This is a genomic window from Micromonospora chaiyaphumensis (genome assembly GCF_900091435.1).
GTDB lineage: Bacteria > Actinomycetota > Actinomycetes > Mycobacteriales > Micromonosporaceae > Micromonospora > Micromonospora chaiyaphumensis.
The window spans coordinates 468252-490987 of sequence record NZ_FMCS01000004.1; the positions used below are offsets into that span (position 1 = coordinate 468252).

General features: G+C 73.5%; 22 protein-coding genes. 9 read left to right on the top strand and 13 right to left on the bottom strand.

Annotation, left to right across the window (positions count from 1 at the left end):
• Positions 1–44: 44 nt before the first annotated feature.
• Together GA0070214_RS14230 and GA0070214_RS14235 are read left to right on the top strand one after the other, a co-directional pair.
• On the top strand, positions 45–683 hold the full coding sequence (locus GA0070214_RS14230) for a TetR/AcrR family transcriptional regulator (protein WP_074472473.1): 639 nt from the start codon (positions 45–47) through the stop codon (positions 681–683).
• Between the two features lie 65 nt (positions 684–748).
• Positions 749–976, top strand: coding sequence for a DUF3107 domain-containing protein (locus tag GA0070214_RS14235; RefSeq protein ID WP_091262888.1), 228 nt, complete (start codon positions 749–751; stop codon positions 974–976).
• 80 nt (positions 977–1056) lie between these two features.
• Here the strand turns inward: GA0070214_RS14235 and GA0070214_RS14240 are convergent, their stop codons facing one another.
• Positions 1057–1698: a ferritin-like fold-containing protein gene (locus GA0070214_RS14240; protein ID WP_091262890.1), complete on the bottom strand. Its 642-nt coding sequence runs from the start codon at positions 1696–1698 to the stop codon at positions 1057–1059.
• A 296-nt stretch (positions 1699–1994) separates the two neighbouring features.
• Between GA0070214_RS14240 and GA0070214_RS14245 the strand changes: the two genes are divergently transcribed.
• Complete coding sequence (locus GA0070214_RS14245; protein WP_091262892.1) at positions 1995–3650, top strand: DEAD/DEAH box helicase; 1656 nt, start codon at positions 1995–1997, stop codon at positions 3648–3650.
• 101 nt (positions 3651–3751) lie between these two features.
• Positions 3752–4900: a class I SAM-dependent methyltransferase gene (locus GA0070214_RS14250; RefSeq protein ID WP_091262894.1), complete on the top strand. Its 1149-nt coding sequence runs from the start codon at positions 3752–3754 to the stop codon at positions 4898–4900.
• Here the strand turns inward: GA0070214_RS14250 and GA0070214_RS14255 are convergent.
• On the bottom strand, positions 4897–5328 hold the full coding sequence (locus GA0070214_RS14255; RefSeq protein ID WP_091262896.1) for a hypothetical protein: 432 nt from the start codon (positions 5326–5328) through the stop codon (positions 4897–4899). The genes GA0070214_RS14250 and GA0070214_RS14255 overlap by 4 nt on opposite strands.
• A gap of 191 nt (positions 5329–5519) precedes the next feature.
• Between GA0070214_RS14255 and GA0070214_RS14260 the strand changes: the two genes are divergently transcribed.
• A complete protein-coding gene (locus tag GA0070214_RS14260; protein ID WP_091262898.1) occupies positions 5520–5939 on the top strand; it encodes a helix-turn-helix domain-containing protein in 420 nt (139 codons plus the stop codon).
• Positions 5940–5947: 8 nt separating this feature from the next.
• Here the strand turns inward: GA0070214_RS14260 and GA0070214_RS14265 are convergent, their stop codons facing one another.
• The 4 genes from GA0070214_RS14265 to GA0070214_RS14280 all read right to left on the bottom strand — a co-directional run bounded on the left by GA0070214_RS14265 (position 5948) and on the right by GA0070214_RS14280 (position 11197).
• Positions 5948–7015, bottom strand: a complete 1068-nt coding sequence (locus tag GA0070214_RS14265; protein WP_377463209.1) for a hypothetical protein — start codon at positions 7013–7015, stop codon at positions 5948–5950.
• Complete coding sequence (locus tag GA0070214_RS14270; RefSeq protein WP_091262899.1) at positions 7008–7238, bottom strand: heavy-metal-associated domain-containing protein; 231 nt, start codon at positions 7236–7238, stop codon at positions 7008–7010. Before GA0070214_RS14270 ends, GA0070214_RS14265 begins: the two co-directional genes overlap by 8 nt.
• Before the next feature lie 109 nt (positions 7239–7347).
• Positions 7348–9468, bottom strand: a complete 2121-nt coding sequence (locus GA0070214_RS14275) for a RecQ family ATP-dependent DNA helicase (protein WP_091262903.1) — start codon at positions 9466–9468, stop codon at positions 7348–7350.
• Between the two features lie 37 nt (positions 9469–9505).
• Positions 9506–11197, bottom strand: a complete 1692-nt coding sequence (locus tag GA0070214_RS14280; RefSeq protein ID WP_091262906.1) for an AfsR/SARP family transcriptional regulator — start codon at positions 11195–11197, stop codon at positions 9506–9508.
• A 142-nt stretch (positions 11198–11339) separates the two neighbouring features.
• Between GA0070214_RS14280 and GA0070214_RS14285 the strand changes: the two genes are divergently transcribed.
• Positions 11340–12161: a hypothetical protein gene (locus GA0070214_RS14285; protein ID WP_091262909.1), complete on the top strand. Its 822-nt coding sequence runs from the start codon at positions 11340–11342 to the stop codon at positions 12159–12161.
• Positions 12162–12384: 223 nt separating this feature from the next.
• Here the strand turns inward: GA0070214_RS14285 and GA0070214_RS14290 are convergent, their stop codons facing one another.
• The 6 genes from GA0070214_RS14290 to GA0070214_RS31845 form a co-directional block, all read right to left on the bottom strand.
• Entirely contained in the window at positions 12385–13500 is a 1116-nt protein-coding gene (locus GA0070214_RS14290) for a branched-chain amino acid ABC transporter permease (protein ID WP_091262912.1), read from the bottom strand.
• On the bottom strand, positions 13497–14387 hold the full coding sequence (locus tag GA0070214_RS14295) for a branched-chain amino acid ABC transporter permease (RefSeq protein ID WP_091262914.1): 891 nt from the start codon (positions 14385–14387) through the stop codon (positions 13497–13499). The genes GA0070214_RS14290 and GA0070214_RS14295 overlap by 4 nt, the downstream gene beginning before the upstream one ends.
• Positions 14384–15112 carry an ABC transporter ATP-binding protein gene (locus tag GA0070214_RS14300; protein WP_091262916.1) on the bottom strand — a complete coding sequence of 243 codons (729 nt, stop codon included), beginning with the start codon at positions 15110–15112 and terminating at the stop codon, positions 14384–14386. The genes GA0070214_RS14295 and GA0070214_RS14300 overlap by 4 nt, the downstream gene beginning before the upstream one ends.
• A complete protein-coding gene (locus GA0070214_RS14305) occupies positions 15109–15852 on the bottom strand; it encodes an ABC transporter ATP-binding protein (RefSeq protein ID WP_091262918.1) in 744 nt (247 codons plus the stop codon). The genes GA0070214_RS14300 and GA0070214_RS14305 overlap by 4 nt, the downstream gene beginning before the upstream one ends.
• 3 nt (positions 15853–15855) lie before the next feature.
• Complete coding sequence (locus GA0070214_RS14310; RefSeq protein WP_091262921.1) at positions 15856–17058, bottom strand: substrate-binding domain-containing protein; 1203 nt, start codon at positions 17056–17058, stop codon at positions 15856–15858.
• Positions 17059–17331: 273 nt separating this feature from the next.
• Entirely contained in the window at positions 17332–18531 is a 1200-nt protein-coding gene (locus GA0070214_RS31845) for a DUF7507 domain-containing protein (protein WP_167364271.1), read from the bottom strand.
• A 126-nt stretch (positions 18532–18657) separates the two neighbouring features.
• Here GA0070214_RS31845 and GA0070214_RS14320 point away from each other — a divergent pair, with 126 nt between their 5' ends.
• On the top strand, positions 18658–18906 hold the full coding sequence (locus GA0070214_RS14320; RefSeq protein ID WP_091262924.1) for a GntR family transcriptional regulator: 249 nt from the start codon (positions 18658–18660) through the stop codon (positions 18904–18906).
• 726 nt (positions 18907–19632) lie between these two features.
• Here GA0070214_RS14320 and GA0070214_RS14325 read toward each other — a convergent pair.
• Complete coding sequence (locus GA0070214_RS14325; RefSeq protein ID WP_244167701.1) at positions 19633–20451, bottom strand: glycerophosphodiester phosphodiesterase family protein; 819 nt, start codon at positions 20449–20451, stop codon at positions 19633–19635.
• A gap of 289 nt (positions 20452–20740) precedes the next feature.
• On the opposite strand from GA0070214_RS14325, the gene GA0070214_RS14330 reads away from it, so the two are divergent.
• Complete coding sequence (locus GA0070214_RS14330; protein WP_091262925.1) at positions 20741–22075, top strand: TrkH family potassium uptake protein; 1335 nt, start codon at positions 20741–20743, stop codon at positions 22073–22075.
• Positions 22065–22730, top strand: coding sequence for a potassium channel family protein (locus GA0070214_RS14335; protein WP_091262926.1), 666 nt, complete (start codon positions 22065–22067; stop codon positions 22728–22730). Before GA0070214_RS14330 ends, GA0070214_RS14335 begins: the two co-directional genes overlap by 11 nt.
• The last annotated feature ends 6 nt before the right edge of the window (positions 22731–22736 follow it).

A 22736-nucleotide genomic window follows, 5' to 3' on the forward strand; every position in this document is an offset into this window, starting at 1 on the left:
CGGGTGATAAGTGCCGGCTCGTACAGAGAAACTCGGAGGTTCCCATGACCGCTGTGGGGAACGGTGCGCAGACCGCCGGCCGGCCCACCCGACTGCCCCGCTCGGCGCGACGCAAGCAGCTGCTCGCCGCCGCCCAGGAGGTGTTCGTCGCGCAGGGCTACCACGCGGCCGCGATGGACGACATCGCCGAGCGGGCGGGAGTCTCCAAGCCCGTGCTCTACCAGCACTTCCCGGGCAAGATGGAGCTCTACCTGGCGCTGCTGGACACGCACTGCGACGCCATCGTGGCGAAGGTGCACGACGCGATGCGCGGCACCAACGACAACAAGGAGCGGGTCGGCGCCTCGGTGCGCGCGTACTTCGACTTCGTCGACCACGAGAGCGAGGCGTTCCGGCTCGTCTTCGAGTCCGACCTGCGCAACGACCCGGCCGTGCGGCAGCGGGTGGAGCGGGTCGAGCAGGGCTGCATCGCCGCGATCACCGACACCATCATCTCGGACACCGGCGTGAGCCGGGCGCACGCCGAGCTGCTCGCCTCGGGCCTGGTGGGCGCCGCCGAGACCGCCGCCCAGTTCTGGCTGGCCGGCGGCCGCCAGGTGCCCAAGGCCGAGGCGGAGGCGCTGGTCGCGGCCCTGTCCTGGCGGGGGATCGCCAGCTTCCCGCTGCAAGGTGAGTCAGCCTGAACATCGGGCCGCCAGATCGGATAGCCTTCCCACGGTGGCTTTTTCGCCCCAGTTGAGGAGGCACAGTGGAGGTCAAGATCGGCGTGCAGTACGCGCCGCGGGAGCTGGTCCTGGAGAGCGCGCAGTCGCCGGCCGAGATCGAGCAGATCGTGACCGACGCCGTCGCCAAGGGTGAGGGCACCCTCTCCCTGACCGACGAGAAGGGCCGGCGGGTCATCGTGCCGGTCTCGAAGGTCGCCTACGTCGAGATCGCGGAGGCCTCGCCCCGCGCGGTCGGGTTCACCGTCCGCTGATCCGGCCGGCCCGCCGTCGCGGGCCGTCATCCCCTGCCGGCCCGCCGTGGCGGGGAACCCCGTCACGGCGGCGCCCGGCGTCAGTTGTTCAGCCCCGCGGCGGTCATCCGCCCGGTGTGCGCCTCGGTCAGCCGCCGGAACAGCGCCGGCACGTCCACGCCCTCCCGGGAGATCAGCGCGGTGAGCGCGCCCCGGTCGGCGGCGGCGACCCGGCCGGCCTGGGAGAGCGCCTCGCCGACCAGGCGCCGGGCCCACATGGAGAGCCGGTTGGCCACCCGGGGGTCCGCCTCGATGGCGGCCCGGATCTCGGCGACGGCGAACTCGGCGTACCGCGAGTCGTGCAGCACGTCGAGGATCAGTCGCCGGTCCGGCCCGTCGAGGCCGTCGGCGATCCCGCGCAGGAAGTCGTCGCTGATGGCGTCACCCACGTACGCCTTGGTCACCGCCTCCAGCCAGTCCTTCGGCTCGGTCGAGTCGTGGTAGGCCTGCAACGCCCCGACGTAGGGGGCCATGGCCTCGTCGGGGGTCACGCCCAGCGTGGTGATCCGGTCGGCGATCCACCGGTAGTGGGCGATCTCGGCGGCGGCCATCTCGCTCAGGGCGGCCCGGCGGCGCAGGTCGGGGGCGAGGCGGGCCTCGGCGGCCAGCCGGTCGAAGGCCAGCAGTTCGCCGTAGGCGACGAGGCCGAGCAGGTCGACCAGAGCGGGGTCGGAGGCGGACACGAGCGCAGGCTACCGTCCGGGCGCAAGAGCGCCCTTCCGGTGACCCAGGTCACACCGATCACCCCTGGACGCGGTGCGGTCACCCGGAATCAGGACCGCCCCCCTGCCGTTCAGGTAGGATAAGACAGTTGCCGTGGGCACCGATCCGGTCAGCTCAGCTGATCAGCACCGGTCCGCGGCGCGCGTGCGGCCCGGTCCGGCTCGGCGTTCCGCCCCCGACCGTGTGGCCCGCGCCATACCGTTCGCGCCCTGAGGACATGACGGGGCGCACCACGAGAGGGCACCCCCAAATCCATATGAGCGAGCAGATTCAAGGCCAGGAACTGGCCCCCACCGCTCCGGTCCGTCCGGAGGCTCCCACCTTCGCCGAGCTCGGCGCCCGCCAGGAGACCGTCGAGGCCCTGGCCGCCGCCGGCATCACCCGCGCCTTCGCCATCCAGGAATACGCGCTGCCGATCGGGCTGCGCGGCGTCGACCTGATCGGCCAGGCGCCGACCGGCACCGGCAAGACCCTCGGCTTCGGCATCCCGCTGCTGGAGCGCGTCTTCGCGCCCGCCGAGGGCAGCGACGGCGTGCCGCAGGCGCTGGTCGTCGTCCCCACCCGCGAGCTGGGCCTCCAGGTCGCCAAGGACCTCGACGCCGCGGGCCGCACCCGGGGCGTCCGGGTGCTGCCGATCTACGGCGGTGTCGCGTACGAGCCGCAGATCGACGCGCTGCGCAAGGGCGTCGAGATCCTGGTCGGCACCCCCGGCCGCCTGCTGGACCTGGCCAAGCAGAAGCACCTCCGGCTCGACCGCGTGCACGCGCTGGTGCTCGACGAGGCCGACCGCATGCTCGACCTGGGCTTCCTCGACGACGTCGAGAAGATCCTGGCGATGCTGCCGGAGGACCGGCAGACCATGCTCTTCTCTGCCACCATGCCGGACCCGATCGTCGCGCTGTCCCGGCGTTTCCTGCGCCGTCCGGTGACCATCCACGCCGGGCACACCGCCGAGACCGGCCCGTCGCCGCAGACCCAGCAGCTGGTCTACCGCACCCACTCGATGAACAAGATCGAGATCGTGGCGCGCATCCTCCAGGCCGAGGGCCGCGGGCTGACCATGATCTTCACCCGCACCAAGCGGGCCGCCGACCGGGTGGCCGAGGACCTCGACTTCCGCGGCTTCGCGGTCGCCGCCGTCCACGGCGACCTGGGCCAGGGCGCGCGGGAGCGGGCGCTGCGGGCGTTCCGCGCCGGCAAGATCGACATTCTGGTGGCCACCGACGTGGCGGCCCGCGGGCTCGACGTCACCGGCGTCACCCACGTCATCAACTACGACTGCCCTGAGGACCAGGACACCTACACCCACCGGATCGGCCGCACCGGCCGGGCCGGGGCGTCCGGTGTCGCGGTGACCTTCGTCGACTGGGACGACATGCCCCGCTGGCGGATCATCGACAAGACCCTCGGGCTCGACATGCCCGAGCCGCCGGAGACCTACCACACCTCCGCGCACCTCTACACCGACCTGGCCATCTCCCGGGACGTCAGCGGGACCCTGCCGACCGCCGAGCGCACCCGCGCCGGCCTGTCGGCGGAGGCCGAGGAGGACCTGGGCGGCGGCCGGTCGCGGCGCGGCGAGCGCGGCCCGCGGCGCGGCGAGGGCCGGGGCGACGGCCGGGGCCGGGAGCGCCGCCGGGGTCGCGGCGACGACGGCGACACCGCCGGCGAGGGCACGGCCACCGAGGCGTCCGCCGAGGAGGGCACGCGCACCCCGCGCCGCCGCCGGCGTCGCCGGGCCGGCGAGACGGTCGCCGGCGAGGCCACCGCCGTGATCGCCACCGAGGGTGGCGCCGAGCCGGTCGCCACGACCGCCGAGGGCGAGTCGGCCGCCAAGCCGCGCCGCCGCCGGCGCCGCCGTGGTGGCGGTGGCGGTGGCACCGGTACGCCGGCCGAGGCGACCGCCGACTGACCCGCGAGACATCAGACGTCCCCCGCACCGGTTGACCGGTGCGGGGGACGTCCCCGTTCCACCCCGGCCGCTGGGCCGAGCCCGTCGAGGAAGAGGAAGCCATGCCGGAACCGCTGGACGCCGCGCTGAGCGAGGTGCGGGCGCTGCTGCTCGACCCCGCCCTGACCCGGGCGGTCGCCGCCGGGCGCCGCCGCGGCCAGCGCCCCTCGGTGGTCCGCGCCGAGCTGCGTCCGGTCACCCTCAAGGGCGGCCCCCGGCTGCAGATCTCCACCTCCGACGGCGCCCGGCCGTACACCCGGAACGTGGCGCCCGGCGCGGAGGCCGACGGGGCGGTCGACGCGCTGCTGGCCGAGCCCTTCGGCAACTGGCACGTGGAGACGGCCGACAGCACGCTCCAGCTCCGGGTGACCAAGTCCGGCGAGGCGCAGGTGCACCGGGCGGCGGCGAGCCGGCCGGCGCCCGAGCCGGGTGGCCACGACCGGGCCAAGGACTGGCTGCTGGATCCGGGCGACCCGATCTTCGCCGAGATCGGCGGCTCGGCGGCCAAGCGCCGCCAGGTGGACGCGTTCCTCCGGGCGCTGGCGGCCACCCTGCCGGACGACCTCAGCGGGCCGTTGCGCGTGGTGGACCTGGGGTGCGGCAACGCCTACCTGACCTTCGCGGCGCACCGCTACCTGACGCGGCGCGGGCTGGACGTGACGCTGGTCGGGGTGGACGTCCGCGAGGACCAGCGCCGGCGCAACACCGAGCTGGCCGAGCGGCTGGGCTGGGCGGACCGGGTGAGCTTCGTGGCCGGCACCATCGCCGACGCGCGGGTGGAGCCGGCTCCGGACCTGGTGCTGGCGCTGCACGCCTGCGACACGGCGACCGACGAGGCGCTGGCCCGCGCGGTGCGCTGGGACGCCCGCTGGGTGCTCGCCGCGCCGTGCTGCCACCACGACGTGGCCGCCCAGCTGCGGGCCCGACCGGCGCCCGCGCCGTACGAGCTGCTCACCCGGCAGGGCATCCTGCGCGAGCGGTTCGCCGACGTGCTCACCGACGCGCTGCGCGCCGGGCTGCTCCGGCTGCACGGCTACCGCGCCGAGGTGGTGGAGTTCGTCGACTCCCGGCACACCCCGCGCAACCTGCTGATCCGGGCCCGCCGCACCGGGAGCGCGCCGGCGGACGACCAGCGCGCCGAGTATCGGGAGCTGGTCGACCGGTGGGGCATCACCCCCCGGCTGGAGACGCTGCTCGCCGGCCGCCCCTAGCGGCGGCGGTCGCCCCGGTTGCGCTCCCCGCGCTCGAACGCGGTGACCCGCTCGCCGGGCCCCCGGTTGGTGGACCGGTCGCTCTCCGGCGACGCGGTCGGGAACGGCACCACCTTCGCCGGGTCGTCGGCGTTGCCGGCGGCGGCGAACGCGTTCCACGAGATGTCGACCAGCAGCCGCTTCAGCTCCGCGTGCCGGACGGCGGCGTTGCGCTGGAGCGCCATCCGGGCGCCCAGGATCACGCCGACCAGCGTGGTCGTGATCGCCCCGGTCGCGGCGATCAGGTGCACGCCGGTGGCCGGGTCGCCGAGCACCGCCAGCACCAGGAGCCAGATCCAGAAGCCGAGGGCGAAGACACCGGCCTTGGCCACGAAGAAGAGGCTGATCGCGCCCGGGCGGTGGGGCACGGGACGGTCGGGCTCGGCCATGCTGCTCCTCGTCGTCGGTTTCCTGCTCAGCGGGTCCGTCGAGTTTAGTTGACGCCTCACAAGTGTCGATGCCCCACGGCGGTCCCGCCCACGGGACCTTCCGACCGATCAGTCAGTTACTTATCCCTGGGCGCGTACTAGGCTCGGTGCCCAGAGTCGGGTGCTCCGGCGGAAAGGGACAGACCCCGGGGATGGGCTCCGCAGAGGTATCGCCGCAGATGGCCTTCGCGCGCTTCGTGCGACGTGCCATCGATGACGCCCGCGAGGAGCGCGGCTGGACGGTGACCGATCTCGCCACGCACACCGGCGTGGGCCGGTCGACCGTGTTCCGCTGGCTGGCCGGCGACTGGCAGGACTACCCCGAACTGGCCAAGGTGCGCGGCTTCTGCGCCGCCCTGGACCTGCCCGTGGCGGCCGCGTTCCGCGCGCTGGGCCTGCCCGACGCGGGCGCGGTGCCCCGCCGCCGCGGCGCCGAGGAGGGCGCTGTGGAGGCCGACGTCCGGGTGATCCTGGAGCGGCTGGCCGACCCGAACGTCCCCGCCGAGGAGAAGCACCACATCCGGGACCTGCTCCGCTACCTGGCCCGCCGCCCGGTCCGCCGGGCCGGCTGACCGGCCGCTCAGGCCACCGTCACGCTGAACGCGGCCGTGCGCACCACGCCGCCGACCTGGAAGTCCAGGAACATCCGGTAGCGGCCCGGCCCGGGCGCGGTCAGCCAGAAGGTCACGGCGTCGCCGTCCCGCGCCGGCTCGGGGTGCACGTGCAGGTAGCCGAGGTCGCCCTCGCGGAGCGCGACGAGATGGCCGTACGCGCCGAGGTAGGGCTCCAGCGGCGCGGCCGCGCCGTCGGCCCCGGTGACCCGGAACCGCAGCGGCACCGACTGCCCCACCGCCGGGGTGCCCGTGTAGCCGACGGTGAACCCCTCGACCGCGGTCGAGGTGGCCGGGGCGGGCAGCGGTCGGGGCGCGTACCCGCCGGGCGCGGTCAGGTCGGCGCCGAGGATCACGGCGGTCTGCCGGCCGTCGTCGGCCACGGCGGTGAAGTCGGCGTACGCCCGCCAGGCGCCGGGCTCGGCCAGGGTCAGCGGCACCGACCAGGTGCCGTCGGCGGCCATGGTCGGGTGCAGGTGCTGGTAGCCGGTGAGGTCGCGGCGCACCACGATGAGGTGCATCGGCTTGTCGTGCACGACGGCGAACCGGGTGACCGCCCGCCGCCGCTCGTCCCTGATCTGGAACCGCAGCTCACCGGCCCGGCCGGGGGTGAACTCCACGGCCGACGGGGCGAGCGTGTAGCCGGCCGAGCTGATCGACAGGCCGGCCGCGTCCGCGTCGCCGCCCTGCGTGACGGCGGCCCCGCCGTGCGAGTGCGCCCCGGTGCCGGGGGCGTGGGTGTGCTCGGCGGCCACCGCGGCGGCCCCGCTGCGGACCGGGTTGGGCGGCGGGTTGAGGCGGCCGAGACCGAAGCCGAGCAGCACGGCCAGCACCAGCCCGCCCACGGTGAGGGCGAGCCGGAGCGTCGCCCGGTCCACCTCGACGGGCCCACTCGGGGCGGGCACACCGGCCTGGGCCGCCGACCCCGCGAGCTCGGGCCCGGACGGCTCGGACCCCGTCACGTCGGGCCCGAGCCCCGCCAGGTCGGGACCGGGCGGCGGCGCGTCGGGCCCGGCGAGGGGCGGTGACTCAGGCAACGCCGGAGGCCAGCTCGTAGCCCGCCTCGTCGACGGCGGCGCGGACGGACTCGACGGGCAGCGGGGCGGCGCTGGTGACCGTGGCCGTGCCGGCGCCGAGGTCGATGCGGACCTCCTCGACACCCGGCAGGGCGGACAGCTCCTCGGTGACCGCCCGGACGCAGTGTTCGCAGGTCATCCCGGTGACGGCATACGTCTGGACGGCGGATCGCTGCTCGGTCATGCGCCCACGGTACCGCCGGTCGGGGCCCGGCCCGCCGACGGTCCGCCGACGGTGGCGGCGCTCGCATTCCGGGCGGGTCGGGAACTTTCCGTCGACCGGAGGCGACGGTTCAGCCGGCCACCGCGAGAGCCAGGGGCAGCACGTCGGGCGCGCCGGCCCGGCGCAGCAGCCGGGCCACCATGCTCATGGTCCACCCCGAGTCGACCAGGTCGTCGACGAGCAGCACCGGCCCGTCCAGCCCGGACAGCGCGTCGGCCAGGTCGGCGGGCACCGCGAAGGCGTCGTGCAGCGCGCGTACCCGCTGGGCGCTGTTGCCGCGCGGGCCGCCGGGCCCGGACGGGCCGGTCGGGACCACCCGGCCGAGCAGCGGCAGCCGGCCCACCGCGGCGATCCGCTCGGCGAGCGAGCCGACCAGCAGCGGCCGGGTGCGGGAGCCGACCGCGACCACGCCGACCGGGCGGCGCGGCCACGGGTCGTCGCCGTGCGCCCAGGACTTCAGCACCTCGACCACCGCCGCCGCCACGTCGTCGGGGACGGGACCGTCGGCCGCGTCGGGCCCGACCAGGCCGCGCAGCCGCCCGCCCCACCCCAGGTCGGACAGGCGCCCCACGGCCCGGCCGGGCAGCGCCTGCTCCGCCGGGGCGATGCGCCCCTTCAGGGGTACGCCGACCGCCTCCAGCCCGGTCGGCCAGAGCTTCTTCGGCGCGATCTCCACGCCGGGGCGGCCCAGGAAGGTCTGCGCGGCGGTGAGCGCGGCGTCGGAGACCTCCGGGCCGAACAGCGGGGCGGCGCAGTTGTCGCACCGGCCGCAGTCGCCCGCCCCGGCGTCGTCCAGGCACTCCCGCAGGTAGCGCATCCGGCAGCCGGGCGTGGCCGCGTACTCCCGCATGGCCTGCTGCTCGGCGGTGCGCGCCTGGGCGACGCGGCGCAACCGGGCCTCGTCGTAGACCCAGGGCTCGCCGGTGGCCAGCCAGCCACCGCGCACCCGGCGGACCGCGCCGTCCACGTCGAGCACCTTGAGCATCAGCTCCAGCCGGGCCCGGCGCAGGTCGACCAGCGGTTCCAGGGCCTGGGTGGAGATCGGCCGCTCGGTGGACAGGGCGGCGAGCACGGCCCGGACCTGCTCCTCGGGCGGGAAGGCGAGCGAGGCGAAGTATCGCCAGATCGCGGCGTCCTCGACGCCGGGGAGCAGCAGCACCTCGGCGTGCTCGACGGCCCGGCCGGCCCGGCCGACCTGCTGGTAGTAGGCGATCGGCGAGGGCGGCGCACCCAGGTGCACGACGAAGCCGAGGTCCGGCTTGTCGAAGCCCATGCCGAGCGCGCTCGTGGCCACCAGCGCCTTGATCTTGTTGTCCAGCAGGTCCTGCTCGGCGGCGCGCCGGTCGGCGTCCTCGGCCTGCCCCGTGTAGGCGGCCACCGACCAGCCCCGGGCGCGCAGGAACTCGGCTGTCTCACCGGCCGCGGCCACGGTCAGCGTGTAGATGATCCCCGAGCCGGGAAGCTGGTCCAGGTGGTCGGCGAGCCAGGCCAGCCGGTGCGCCGGGCTGGGCAGATCCAGGACGCCGAGGCGCAGCGACTCCCGGTCGAGGGTGCCGCGCAGCACCAGCGCGTCGCCCAACTGCTCGGCCACGTCCTGGGTGACCCGGGCGTTGGCGGTGGCCGTGGTGGCGAGCACCGGGGTCCGCTCGGGCAGGTTGGCCAGGAAGGTGCGCAGGCGGCGGTAGTCGGGGCGGAAGTCGTGGCCCCAGTCGGAGACGCAGTGCGCCTCGTCCACCACGAGCAGCCCGGTGGTGGCGGCCAGCTTGGGCAGCACCCCGTCGCGGAAGTCGGGGTTGTTGAGACGTTCCGGGCTGATCAGCAGCACGTCCACGGCCCCGGCGTGGATCTCGGCGGTGATCTCGTCCCACTCGTCGAGGTTGGCGGAGTTGATGGTGCGGGCCCGGATGCCGGCCCGCGCGGCCGACTCGACCTGGTTGCGCATGAGCGCCAGCAGCGGCGAGACGATCACCGTGGGGCCGTGCTCGCCACCCTCCCGGAGCAGCGCGGTCGCCACGAAGTAGACGGCCGACTTGCCCCAGCCGGTGCGCTGCACGCAGAGCACCCGCCGTCGGTCGACCACCAGCGCCTCGATGGCCCGCCACTGGTCCTCGCGGAGCCGCGCGTGCTCACCCGCCAGCCGCCGCAGCACCGCCTCGGCCCGCTCCCGGACGGCCATCCGATCCTGACCCATCCGGCATTTCTACCAGGCTCTCCCGACCGGGCCCGAGTCACGAGGGTCGGGCGGCCTGCGGCGCGGGCGGCAGGAAGAGCAGCACGTCCCGGAGCAGCTCGGCGGTCGCCGGCGGCAGGTGGCACCGCCCGGCCAGCTCCTCCAGCGACCCGTACGGGCCGCGCAGCCAGCGGTCGACCGCGATCTGGCGGCACTGCTCGGCCGTCAGCCCGGGCAGCGCCGCGAGCACGGGGTCGGGCACGGCGTTGACGTCGACCAGGCCGCCGTCGTCGTAGCCGCGGGGCAGGTCCGGGCGGCCGATGCGCAGCTCCGCCCGGGCGGCCGGGTAGTGGTGCAGCAGGTAGCGGGCCTGCTCCCGGCGCAGCCGCCGCTGCTCGTCGGTGCGCTGCCGGCCGCTCCAGAACAGCCCGCCGACGGCGGCCCAGACCGTGGGGTTGAGCAGCAGCACGTGCGCCGCGCCGAGCAGCCAGCAGATGCCCAGCGCGAGGATGAAGTAGAGCGACTCCAGGGCGCCCGGCTCCTCGTTCTCCGGGGCGCTGACCGCGAGGACGAAGAAGCTGAGGACGAGCAGGAAGTAGGCGAGGCCGGCCAGGGCCAGTCGCCAGCTACGCCGCCACAGCGCGTACCCGAGGACCACCGCCCAGGTGAGCGCGCCGAACGTCAGCAGCGCGACGGCCGCGCCGACGACGGTCGCGGTGACGCGGACCCACCTCGGCGAGCGGCGTGCCGGCGCCTCGGGCGTCGGGTTCAGGGGGACCAGGAGGGCGTGCGGGATCGAGGCCTGCGGTGGCGGCGAGGGAGCGGAGGGCGGTCCGGCGACGTCCGGAGCCGGGACCGGAGCCGGCCGGACGGCGACCCCCTCGACGGCCGGCGACCCGTCCGGTGGGCTCGTCCCGCCGCTGCCGCCGGCCCGGGGAGCCGGCACGGCCTCCGGCGCGGGTGCGGCGGGCGCGGGCGGGAGCAGGGCCGGGTCGGCGCGGAGGATGCGCTGGTGCAGGTCCTGGAGAGCCTCGCCGGGCTCGATGCCGTACTCCTCGCGGAGCAGGTCGGCGAAGTCCCGGTAGGCGGCCAGCGCCTCGGCCTGCCGGCCGCTGCGGTGCAGCGCCAGCATGAGCTGGTGGCGCAGCCGCTCCCGGACCGGGAACTCGGCCACCAGCTCGACCAGCCGGCCGACCAGCTCGCCGTGCCGGCCGCTGGCCAGCTCCAGCTCGGTGCGCGTCTCCAGGGCGACGGCCCGCAGCTCCACCAGCCGGTGCCGGGCCGCGTCGAAGTACGGGCCGGCGAAGCCGCTGAACGGCTCCCCCTGCCACCGCTCCAGGGCGGCGGTCACCTCGGCCAGCGCGTCCTCGGTGCGCCCGGCCGCGAGCCCCTGCCGGGCCCGCCGCACCTCCCGCTCGAACCGGACCGCGTCCACCGCATCGGGCGCGACCCGCAGCAGGTACCCGGCGTCGGTGAGGGTGAGCACCTGCGCCGGCGTACGCGGCGACCGGTCGGGTTCGAGCACCCGGCGCAGCCCGGCCACGTACTTCTGCACCACGTTCGGGCCGTTCGCCGGGGGCTCCTCGGGCCAGACCGCGTCGACGATCTGCCCGGTCGGCACGGGACGGCCCGCGGCGAGCAGCAGCACGGCCAGCACGGCCCGCTGCTTGCCGGGGCCGAGGTCGAGCGGGCGGTCCGCGTACCAGGCCCGTTGCGGACCGAGAATCTCGAAACGCAACGCCTCTGACATGCGAGTTTCCGCTCCTGTACCCCCCGGCCGCCGACCGCGGTGGCCCACGGCAGTCGGACGGCAGCATAACGGCAGCGGAACGGCCGTGGCGGCCGGCAGAGTCCCGATGGCAACAGTCACCTGGGAAAGTGAGTCAAACGAGATGACGCAGCGTACCGGCACCCCCGCGACGTTCCGGCGGGTCGCGGCCCTCGCGACCGCCGTGCTGGCCACCACCGTCCTGTCCGCGGGGTGCGGCGCCGGCGGAAGCGCCGGCTCCGACCCGGCCCCGTCCCCGTCGGCCGACCCGAAGGCCGCGCTGCTGGCCGCCGTGCCGGACGACAAGGACCCGGCCTTCCGGTTCTCCACCCTGGACGGGACCGACACGTTCGTGGGCGTGGTGGACCCGGCCGCGCACGCCATGGAGCTGGGGTTGACGCAGAAGGTCGACGACCCGGGGTTCACCATGGCGATGACGTTCCGGGTGATCGACGAGGACCTCTGGATGAAGGTCAAGCTGACCGGCATCCCCGGCCTGCACGACATGCTGAAGATGCCGAAGCGCTGGATGACGCTGGACCGGACCAAGCTCAAGGACGAGACGGAAGCCCCGGTCTACCAGAACGCCGACCCGGCGAACACCGCCGCGATCATCCGGACCGCGGACACGGTGGAGGACAAGGGCGACGGGACGTACACCGGCGTCGCCGACCTGACCGCCAACGCCGACGTGCAGAGCGCCTTCGACGGGGTGGACGTGGCGGCACTGGGCGAGGCGGCGAAGAAGGTGCCGTTCACCGCGGTGGTCGGCCCGGACGGCAACCTCACGACGCTGACGCTGGACGTCCCGGCCGGCGGCAAGCAGAAGGCCATGAAGCTGGTGACCCGGTACTACGACTTCGGCAAGGCGCCGAAGCTCACCGCGCCGAGCGGCGAGCAGGTGCAGAAGGCGCCCACGTCGGCGTACGAGCTGCTGAACGGCTGATCCACGACGCGACGCGGGGGCGGCGGCCACACGGGGGGCCGCCGCCCCTGCCCGCGTCCTCGGTGCGTCAGCGGCCGAGCACCGAACCGCCGTTGACGCGGAGCACCTGCCCGGTGACGTAGCCGGCCAGCCTGCTCTCCCCCACGACCTTTCCCCGTTGATCAAGAAGTTTGCGTCATCCTACGGCGGTTTCTCGACGCGAACTTCTTGATCAACAGCCGGGTCAGCGGCGGCGGAGGGCCGTTGTCAGGGGGGTCAGGCGGGTGCGGAGGCTGGCCAGGCCGCCGGGGAAGAAGTACACGGCCAGGATGAACACCGTGCCCAGGACGAACAGGGGCTGGCTCAGCGGGTGGCTGAGGAACGCCGGCAGACTGTTCACCGCGTCGCTCGTGCCGAAAGCCGTCAGGCGGTGGTCCAGGTACATGTAGAGGACGCCGCCGAGCACCGGGCCCCAGCGGGTGCCGGGGCCGCCGAGCACCACCATGACCAGCAGCGACAGGGTCAGCTCCGACGACGTGACGTGCGGGCTGGCGCCGCCGACGATCAGGCAGTAGACCGTCCCGCCGGCCGTGGCCAGGCCGCCGGCCAGCGTGAACGCGACCAGCTTGAACCGGTACGGGTCGAGCCCGAGCACCCCGATCCGCCGCTCGTCGTCGCGCAGCCCGGCCAGCACCCGCCCGGTCGGCGAGCCGCTCACCCGGTGCACCACGAGGACCACCACGGCCAGGTACGCCAGCGCCAGCCAGTACAGGTTCACCGTGTTGGTGACCCCGACCAGCGCGGCCGGCAGCCCGGAGACGTCCAGCGGCAGGCCCTCCTCGCCGCCGGTGAGCCCGCCGAAGTCCCGGGCCACGAGGATCGCCCCGACCTGGGCGAAGGCGAGCGTCACCATGGCGAACGCGATGCCGACCGTACGCAGCGCGACCGCGCCGAGCAGCGCGGCGAGGATCGTCCCGCCGGTGATGGTCAGCAGCGCGGCCTGCCAGAGCGGCAGCCCGGCCCGGGTGACCAGCACGTCGGTGCCGTAGACGCCGGCGGCGAAGTAGAGGGCGTGCCCGAAGGAGAGCATCCCGGTGCGCCCGAACAGCAGGTCGTAGCCGGCCGCCAGCCCGCCGAAGACCAGGCAGATGGCGAGCAGTTGCAGGGTGCCCGGCGAGTTCAGCGGCCCCTCGAAGACGCCCGGCAGGTTGACCGTGGAGTAGGGCAGGATCGCCGCCACGACCAGGGCGACCAGCGGCGCGTACGGGCGCAGGCCGTGCCAGCGGGAGTGCCCGGGGGTCAGCTCGTCGGGCACCGCCGCGGGCGGCGCGGGCACCTCGGGACTCTTGACCTCGGTCATGCGTGAGCCACCTTTCCGGCCAGGCCCTGCGGACGCAGCAGCAGCACCACGGCGAGCAGGCCGACCACGCAGAGGTCACCCAGCCCGGACGTGCCGTAGTAGTTGACGAACTGTTGCAGCAGCCCCACCGCGACCGCCGCGTACGCGGACCCGACCACCGAGCCCATGCCGCCGATCACCACCACGATGAACGCGAAGATCAGCAGCGACCCGCCCTGCCCGGGCGAGACGGTGCCGAAGTAGACCGAGCCGAGCGCGCCGGCCAGCGCGGCGGCCGCCCCGCCGATCGCGAAGACCAGGGTGAACGCCTTGCGCACGTCGATGCCGAGCGCGGTCACCATCTCCCGGTTCTCCACGCCGGCCCGGATGATCAGGCCGTACCGGGTGAACCGCAGGAACGCGAGCAGCGCGCCGAGCACCACCGCGGCGGCAACGATCAGCAGGAGCCCGGCGTTCGGCACCTGGGCGCCGAGCACCGAGGTCACGTCCCGGGTCCACTCCGGGCGCGGGAACGGCCGGGCGTCGGCGCCCCAGGTGGCCTGGAGCAGCGCCACCCCGGCCAGCGACAGGCCGACGGTGACCAGCACCTGCTCGATGGTGCGGGAGTAGAGCGGCCGGATCAGCACCAGCTCGACCAGCACCGCGACGGCCGATCCGGCGAGCACGCCGAACGCGACGGCCACCAGGAACCCGAGGCCGTCGGAGCCCGCGCCCGGCAGGTTGCCCGCGGCCCACCAGGTCGCGTACGCCCCGACGCCCAGGAAGAGGCCGTGCGCGAAGTTGAGCACGTCGGCCAGGCCGAAGACCAGGGACAGGCCGGAGGCGACGAGGAAGTAGAGCGCCGCCAGGCCCAGCCCGGTCAGCGTCAACAGGATGACCGTGCTCACGCGTGCACCTCTCCCGAACCGACACCCAGCAGCGACTTCGTGAGCGCGGTCTCCAGCAGCAGGTCCTGCGCGTTCCCGGTCCAGGCGACCCGGCCGGCGGAGAGCACCACGGCATCGCGCGCCAGCCGCCGCACCACGGCCAGGTTCTGCTCGACCAGCAGCACCGGCACGGATTCCGCGACCCGTTCCAGCACCTCGGCCACCTCGGTCACCACCTTCGGCGCCAACCCCTTGGTCGGCTCGTCGACCAGCAGCAGCCGGTTGTCGTTGAGCAGCACCCGGCCGATCGCGAGCATCTGCTGCTGCCCGCCGGACAGCGAGCCGGCCCGTTGCCGTCCGCGCCGGTCCAGCTCGGGGAAGAGGGCATAGACCTTGTCGTACGCCGGGCTGGTGCCCCGGCGCTCGGCCAGCCGCAGGTTCTCGGTGACGGTGAGCCCGGCGAAGACGCACCGGTCCTCCGGCACGTAGCCGAGCCCGCCGCGGACCAGCCGGTGGGTGGGTCGGGCCAGCAGGCTCTGCGCTCCCATCCGGACGGTGCCGCGCACCTCGCCGTTGCGCGGGGTCAGCCCGACGATCGCGCGCAACGTGGTGGTCTTGCCGACGCCGTTGCGGCCGAGCAGCACGGTCACCCCGGTCGGCGCGACGTCGAACGACACCCCCTGGAGGATGTGCAGTCCGGCGATCCGCACCGACAGGTTCTCCACACTCAGGACAGGTTCGGTCACAGCGCCTCCCCCAGGTACGCCTCCTGCACGGTGGCGTTGGCCATCACCGTGTCCGGGGTGTCGCAGGCCAGCAGCGCGCCGTGGTGCATCACGGCGATGCGGTCGGCCAGCTCCAGGATCACGTCCATGTGGTGCTCCACCATGAGCACCGACCGGCCGCTGTCCCCGGTCAGCGACTTGATCACGCTGACCAGCTCCGGCACGTCCTCGGCGCTCACCCCGGCCATCGGCTCGTCCAGCAGCATCACCCGGGGCTCACCGGCGAGCAGCAGGGCGATCTCCAGCTTGCGCTTCTCGCCGTGGGCCAGGGTGCCGGCCAGCGCCGTACCCCGGTGGGCGAGGCCCACCCGGTCGAGCGCCGCGTCGGCGGCGGCGGCCACCTCCCGGTCGGCCGCCGCCCGCCGCCACAGCTTCATCGAGCCACCCCGGTGCGCCTGTACGGCGAGCCGGACGTTCTCCCGCACCGTCAGCGACCCGAAGACCGAGGACGCCTGGAAGGTACGCCCCAGCCCGAGGCGGGCCCGCCGGTGCGGGGGGAGGTCGGTGACGTCCGCCCCGTCCAGCAGGATCCGTCCCTCGGTGGGCCGGCGCAGGCCGGTGATCAGGTTGAACAGGGAGGTCTTGCCGGCGCCGTTCGGCCCGATCACGCCGAGGAACTCCCCGGGCGCGAGGTCGAGGTAGACGGAGTCGACGATGGCGACCTCACCGATCCGCCAGGTCAGACCGCGGGTGGCGAGCACTGGTCAGCCCTTCATCTGCGCGACCGGCGGCGCGGATTCGTCACCGGTCAGGGTCTTCTGCGCGGTCGCCGTGAAGGCGGTGCCGCTGCCGGAGAGCTTCGCCTGGTACATCGGCTGGAGCAGCGCGTGGTCCTCGGCGCGGATGGTCATCTTGCCCTTGACGCCGTCGAACTGCCAGCCCTCCAGCGCCTTGACCATCTTTTCGACGTCGTCGCCACCCTCCTGCACGGCGCGGACGACCATCTGGGCGGCGGCGAAGCCGTCCGGGTGGAACAGGTCGAGCGTGCCGCCCGGGATCTTGGCCTTGGCGGCCTTGGCGGCCTCGGTGTCGCTGGCCCCGTCGAAGTAGTGCGACAGGAAGGAGATCTTGCTGCCGGCCGCGCCGAAGGTGGGCCAGGAGGCGCGGATGTCCAGGCCGGTGACGACCGTGGTGGAGGCGAGCACGCCCTGCTGGTCGAGGGTCTGCCACATGGCCGGGGCGGTGGTGCCGGCCCAGGCGACGAAGAGCAGGTCCGGCTTGGCGGCCTTGATCTGGCTGGCGAACGGGGTGAACTCGGTCGCGCTGGCCGGGGCCCGGACGCCGCTCACGTTCGCGCCGGCTCCGCCGATGACCGCCTTGACGGCGGCCTCGTTGGCGTCACCGAAGGCGCCGTCCTGGGCGAAGACGACTACCTTCTTGCCGGCGGCGTCGCCGATGAACGACTTGGCGGTCACCACGTCCTGGTACGACTGCCGGCCCGAGCGGAAGGTGTACTTGTTCGCACCCGTCACCGCGTCGGTGGCGGCCGGGCCGGAGATGAACAGCACCTTGTTCTGCGCCGCGATCGGGGCGACCTGGAGGGCCACGCCGGAGGAGGTGGAGCCAGCGATGATCTTCGTGCCCTTGCCGATGAGGTCCTTGGCCGCGGAGACCGCCTTCGCCGGGTCGCCCGCGTCGTCGACCTCGGTCAGCTCGACCTTCCGGTCGCCGACCTTGCCGGTGCCCTTGGTGGCGAAGTCGAGGCCGGCCTTGAAGCCCTCGATGTACTGCTTGCCGTAGCTGGCCAGCGGCCCGGACTGGGAATACACGAGGCCGACCTTGACCGGTGCGGCGTCGCCGCCGCCGGAGGCGGTGTCCTGCGGGCTGCCACAGGCCGTGGCCGCGAGCGCGGCCGCCATCACCGTGGCGGCGGAAAGGAACACCCGTCGCGTGTGCCGGATCGTCATTGCGACTCCAGGTGGGGACAGGGGGAAGTGTCAGTTGTCGGCTCACGCTAGAAGTGACGTCACGCACGGGCTATGTGGCCGAAACACACAAGTAACCAGGGTGGGGTGGCCGACCGTTACAACCGCCCGCCGTGGGTTGATCATCGCCCCGTGCCACGTGGCCGCCGGCACCACCACGCGGGACGCCGCTGTGTCGCGCCCCGCCATCGAAGCCCCCCGAAACACGCGGCGGCCCGGCGGAGTCTTCCGCCGGGCCGCTGCATCGAATACGGGTCAGAGCCGCAGGTGTGCCTTCCGGCGCAGCCGGCCGAGCCCGACCAGGAGGCCGCCGGCCGCCAGCAGGCCGCCGCCCAGGGAGAGGGTCTGGGCGACGTTGTCGCCGGTGACGGGCAGTTCGGGCTTGCCGTCCCAGCCACCCTTGTCGTCCTTGTCGTCCCAGCCGCCCTTGTCGTCCTTGTCGTCCTTGCGGTGGTCGTACTTGCCGTCCCGGATGCAGATCGTGACGGTGGCCGGGTCGGAGACCACGGTCCGGTAGCGGTACTTGCCGGTCGCCCGGGCGGTGTTCACCACCTTGCCCTCCTTCACGTCAGCCCAGCTCACCACGTACGGCTTGACGGCGTGGCAGTCGGTGCTGGTGCCCGGTGCCAGCGTCGTGTCGTTGCAGTGCACGTAGCCGGCGGTGCGGTCGTCCACCTTGACGTCGGTGATCTTCACGGTTCCGGTGTTGGCCACCCGGTAGGTGTAGAAGATCTTGTCGCCCTTCGCCGCGAAGCCGTCCTCCGCGCACTTCTTGTGACAGTCCGACTCGACCCGCGCCTTCTTGTCGATCGACAGGCTGACCTGCTGGTCGCGGGGGTGGCCGGGGTAGCCCGGGTCGCCCGGATCCCCGGGGTAGCCGGGGTCTCCCGGATCGCCCGGATAGCCGGGGTCGCCTGGATCCCCGGGATCACCCGGGTCCCCAGGATCGCCGGGGTCCCCAGGATCACCCGGGTCGCCGGGATCCCCGGGGTCGTCCGAGGCGGCGCAGGTGTGGGCGAGCACGAAGTTCTCGGCCGTCCCCGAGATCACCGCTGTCGCGCCGGTGAGCGTCCAGTCGGCCGGCAGCCGGATGAAGGCCCGGCTCACGCCCTCGAAGTCGACGATCTCACTGTTCGGCGAGCCGGGGATCGGCCGCGTGACACTGCCTCCGGGCGTGCTGAAGGTTGTCGACAGCGACTGGAAGACGCCGCTGGTCTCCGGGTCACCGGACAGGTCGAACACCCAGGTCTCCTCGTCCGGGAACGGCCCGCCGCCCGGATAGCAGAACTGGGGAGCGTCCGCCGCCGCCGTCGGGACGTCGTCCGGATCGATGCTGATCGTCTGTGCGGCGAGGGCCGGCGTACCGCCCAGCAGCACGGCGCCGGTCAGCAGACCGAACGCTCCCAGCCGCACCCCGATGCTCGCTCGCCTGCTCGGCGCAGAGGTCTTTCTCATGTACATCCCCCGTGTCGTGGATCCTTGACACGGGTCGAAACGGGCCAGCAATGGGACATGTTACGCAAGGCGGACACGAATCCCTCGGACGATGGAACGTCCTCGGATCCTCACCGGAGGCGGGCGGTGGCGCACTCGCCGTCGTGGTCCGCCGGGAGCGGGCAGCGCCGGCCGCCGTCGAGCAGCCGGTCACACCAGACCAGCTCCGGCGAGCTGAAGCCGGGTGACAAGCTGCCCTCCACCCGGGAATTGGCCGAGACCTACGGCGTCCACATGAACACGGCCTCGCGTGCGCTGCCATTGCTGCACGACCGCGAGCTGATCACCGGTCAGCCGGGACGCGGCACCTACGTCGCCGAACGACCCGGCCGGTAACTCCCGAGCCGCTACGGACCTGATGTCGTGAACGACTCACGACGTCGATCCGCTCCCCGCGCCAGGTGACCTGCCCGGCGTCATCCGTGCCCGCCCCGGTCTGCCATAGATGGTCGCCGCGAACAGGGGTGCCAGCTGACCCTCACCCCCACCTCCGCCCGGCTGACTCAGCCGCCCGCTCTTGAGTCGTTTCCGACATCAGCTCGACAGGCACCCACCACGACACCGCGACCGACACCGACACCGCCGCACGAGCACCAGCACCAGCACCCGCACCCGCACCGCACCGCACCGCACCGCACCGCACCGCACCGCACCGCACCGCACCGCACCGGCACGGTCCGGATCTCGCGGTCCGTCCGATCCATTCACGTCATCAAGTTCGTAGCGGCCCGCACCAACCTCCCGGGGCGGTGAAGACGAGTGCCTCCCGCCTGTGGAGCGGGAGCGCCCCACCCCAGCCCGGAACGGTCGGTGGAACACCAGGGGTGTGTCCGGACCGGGGAGACACCCATGGCGTTCCACTCAGCGAGGTGACGCGGGACGGGACCGGACAGCCGGCGCCAGCGGGCCAAGGTGCGCGGGGACGAAAGCGCCCGGGCCGGCTCCCGCCCGCCCAGGCCTCCGTACCCGGGGAAAGCCTGTGGGGTGACCGGCCGCAGCCGGTCACCCCACAGAAGGGTGGCGCCGCGCCGGGGCCCCGAGCCGCCCCGGCGCGGACGCCGGTCAGAGTCCCGCGCGCGCCGCCACGGCCGTGTCGGGCTGGTCGGCGAAGGCGCCGTCGAGGCCCAGGCCGTAGAAGAGCTCGTACTCGGCGGTGATGTCGCCGCGGGCGTTCGGGTCGGCGCCGATCCGGAAGTCGGCCGGGAGGAACTGGTTCTCGGCGCGGAAGGTCCAGGCGTGGACCAGCAGCTTCACGCGGTGCGCGTCCCGGATCACCGAGGTGGGCGCGAGCAGCTTGCCGGCGGCGTCCCGGGGCACGATGAGGTTCTTGTTGAGGCCGACGCCGTCGGCGTACCGCGCCACCCAGGCCAGACCGGCGGCGGTGGCCAGGTCGGCGTAGCCGCGCGGGTCGCCGGCGGCGGTGAAGTCGTAGGGGGCGCCGGTGGCGTCCATGAGCTGCACGAGCCGCACGTCGATCATCCGGTCGAGCTTGCGCAGGTTGGCGGTCTCGAAGCTCTGCACGAAGACCGGGTCCTCGCGGTGGGTCAGCTTGTTGGCCTTGAGCGTGGCGACCAGCGGCTCCTCCAGCGCCAGCCCGATCGAGGCGAAGTAGCTGGGGTGCTTGGTCTCCGGGTAGACGCCGATGGTCCGGCCCCGGGCCTTCGACTCGGCGCGGGCCAGGTCGATGACCTCCTGGAAGGTCGGCACCGGCAGCTTCCCGTCGAAGGCGGTGTTGGTCACCCGCACCTGCGGCAGCCGCTCCTTGGCGCGCAGCGTCCGCAGCTCGGCCAGGGTGAAGTCCTCGGTGAACCAGCCGGTGACCCGGACCCCGTCGATGGTCTTCGTCGCCTTCCGCGCGGCGAACTCGGGGTGGGCGGCCACGTCGGTGGTGCCCGAGATCTCGTTCTCGTGCCGGGCGACTGGCCGATCACGATGGGCCGCTGGACCGCGCGGGAGCGCTCGGCGCGCGGCTCCGGGTCGGCCTGGGCGGCCACCGCCGGGGCCACCACGGCCGCCGCGAGCAGCGCGCCGGCCACGCCGAGGGCGGAAAGGGTACGTCGCAACGCCGTCTCCTGTTGTCGAAGGGGTACGCACAGGAGACCGGGCCCGGTTGGCCGCCAGTTGGTCGGTTCCTGACCTGCCGGTGAATCTCCGGACGGAAGATGACCTGGTGCGCGGCCTGCTCCGGAATCCCGTTCGGCTGGTGCCGTTCGGGTTCCTCGCGGTGATCCTGCTCGGCACCGGCCTGCTCATGCTGCCCTGGGCCACCAGCGAGAGCCGCTACACCCCGTTCGTCACGGCGCTGTTCACCTCGACCTCGGCGGTCTCGGTGACCGGCCTCGCCATCAACGACACGCCGAACTACTGGAACGAGTTCGGCCTGGTCATGATCACCGTGCTCACGCAGCTCGGCGGCCTGGGCATCCTGACCGTCGCGGCGCTGGTGATCCTGGTGGTCTCCCGGCAGCTCGGCCTGCGCAACCGGCTGCTGGTGCAGGCCGAGACCGCCGAGTTCGGCCTCGGTGACGTCCGCTGGCTGCTGGTCCGGATCGTCGCCACGGTCTTCGTGACCGAGGCGGTGATGACCGCGGTGATCACCGGCCGGCTCTGGCTGGTCTACGACTACGAGCCGGGGCGGGCGTTCTGGAGCGCCGGCTTCCACTCGATCCAGGCGTTCAACAACGGCGGCTTCACCCTCTACTCGGACGGTCTGGTCGCCTTCTCCCGCGACCCGTGGGTCGCGCTACCGCTGGGCCTCGGCGCCATCATCGGCGGCCTCGGGTTCCCGGCGCTGTTCGAGGCCGCACGGGAGTGGCGGAAGCCGAGCAGCTGGGCGGTCGCCACCAAGCTGACCATCTGGGGCAGCGTGGTGCTGATCGGGTCGGGCTTCGGCTTCCTGCTGCTCTCCGAGTGGACCAACCCGGCCACGATCGGCACCTACGACGCGGGCGGCAAGGTGCTGGCGTCGTTCACCCAGATCGCGCTGAGCCGCACCGGCGGCTTCGACGTGATCAACGTGGACAAGCTGAGCAACGAGAGCTACCCGCTGCTCATCGTGCTGATGTTCATCGGAGGCGGCAGCGCCAGCACCGCGGGCGGCATCAAGGTCTCGACGTTCTTCCTGCTCGGCTTCGTGATCTGGGCCGAGCTGCGGGGCGAGCCGGACGTGAACGTGGGTGGCCGGCGGGTGGCCACGGCCAGCCAGCGCCAGGCGCTCACCGTGACGCTGCTGAGCGTGGCGCTGGTGGTCCTCGGCACGATCCTGCTGATCGTGTTCACCGACAACCTGCGCAACTTCGCCGCGGTGTTCGAGGTGACCTCCGCGTTCAGCACCACGGGCCTGTCCACCGGCCTCGCCCCGGAGCTGTCGCAACCCGGAAAGTACGTGCTCATCGTGCTCATGTTCATCGGCCGGGTCGGCCCGCTCACCCTCGGGTCGGCGATCGCGTTGAACACCCGGCGACACCTGTACCGCTACCCGGAGGAGCAACCCATTGTCGGCTAGGAAGGACGACAGCAGCATCGTGGTGATCGGCCTGGGCCGGTTCGGCTCCCGGCTGGCCGGCTCGCTGCTGCAACTCGACCACGACGTGCTCGCCATCGACCACCAGCAGGAACGGGTGCAGCGCTGGGCGTCCCGGCTGGACCGGGTGGTCCAGGCGGACACCACCGAGGAGAACGTGCTGCGCCAACTCGGGGTCGCGGACTTCCGCCGCGTGGTGGTGGCCATCGGCGCGTCGGTCGAGGCGAGCGTGCTCACCGTGCTGGCCCTGACCGAGCTGGGCATCCCGCAGATCTGGGCACGGGCCACCTCGGAGAAGCACGCGAAGATCCTGCACTCGGTGGGCGTGCACCACGTCATCTTTCCCGAGGCGGAGACCGCCGACCGGGTCGCGCATCTGATCGTCAGCCGGATGCTCGACTTCATGGAGTTCGGCCACGATTTCGCGATCGCCAAGGTCCGGGTGCCCGCGTCGCTGGTCGGCCGGTCGCTGCGCGAGCTGGCCCCGATCGACCGGTACGGGGTGATGGTGGTGGGCGCGAAACCGCCCGGTGAGCCGTTCCGCTACGCGGACCCGGACACCGTCCTCCAGCCGGACAGCGTGCTCATCGTGGAAGGCCCGATCGACCGGGTGCAGCAGTTCGCCGCGCTGGCCTGACCGTCA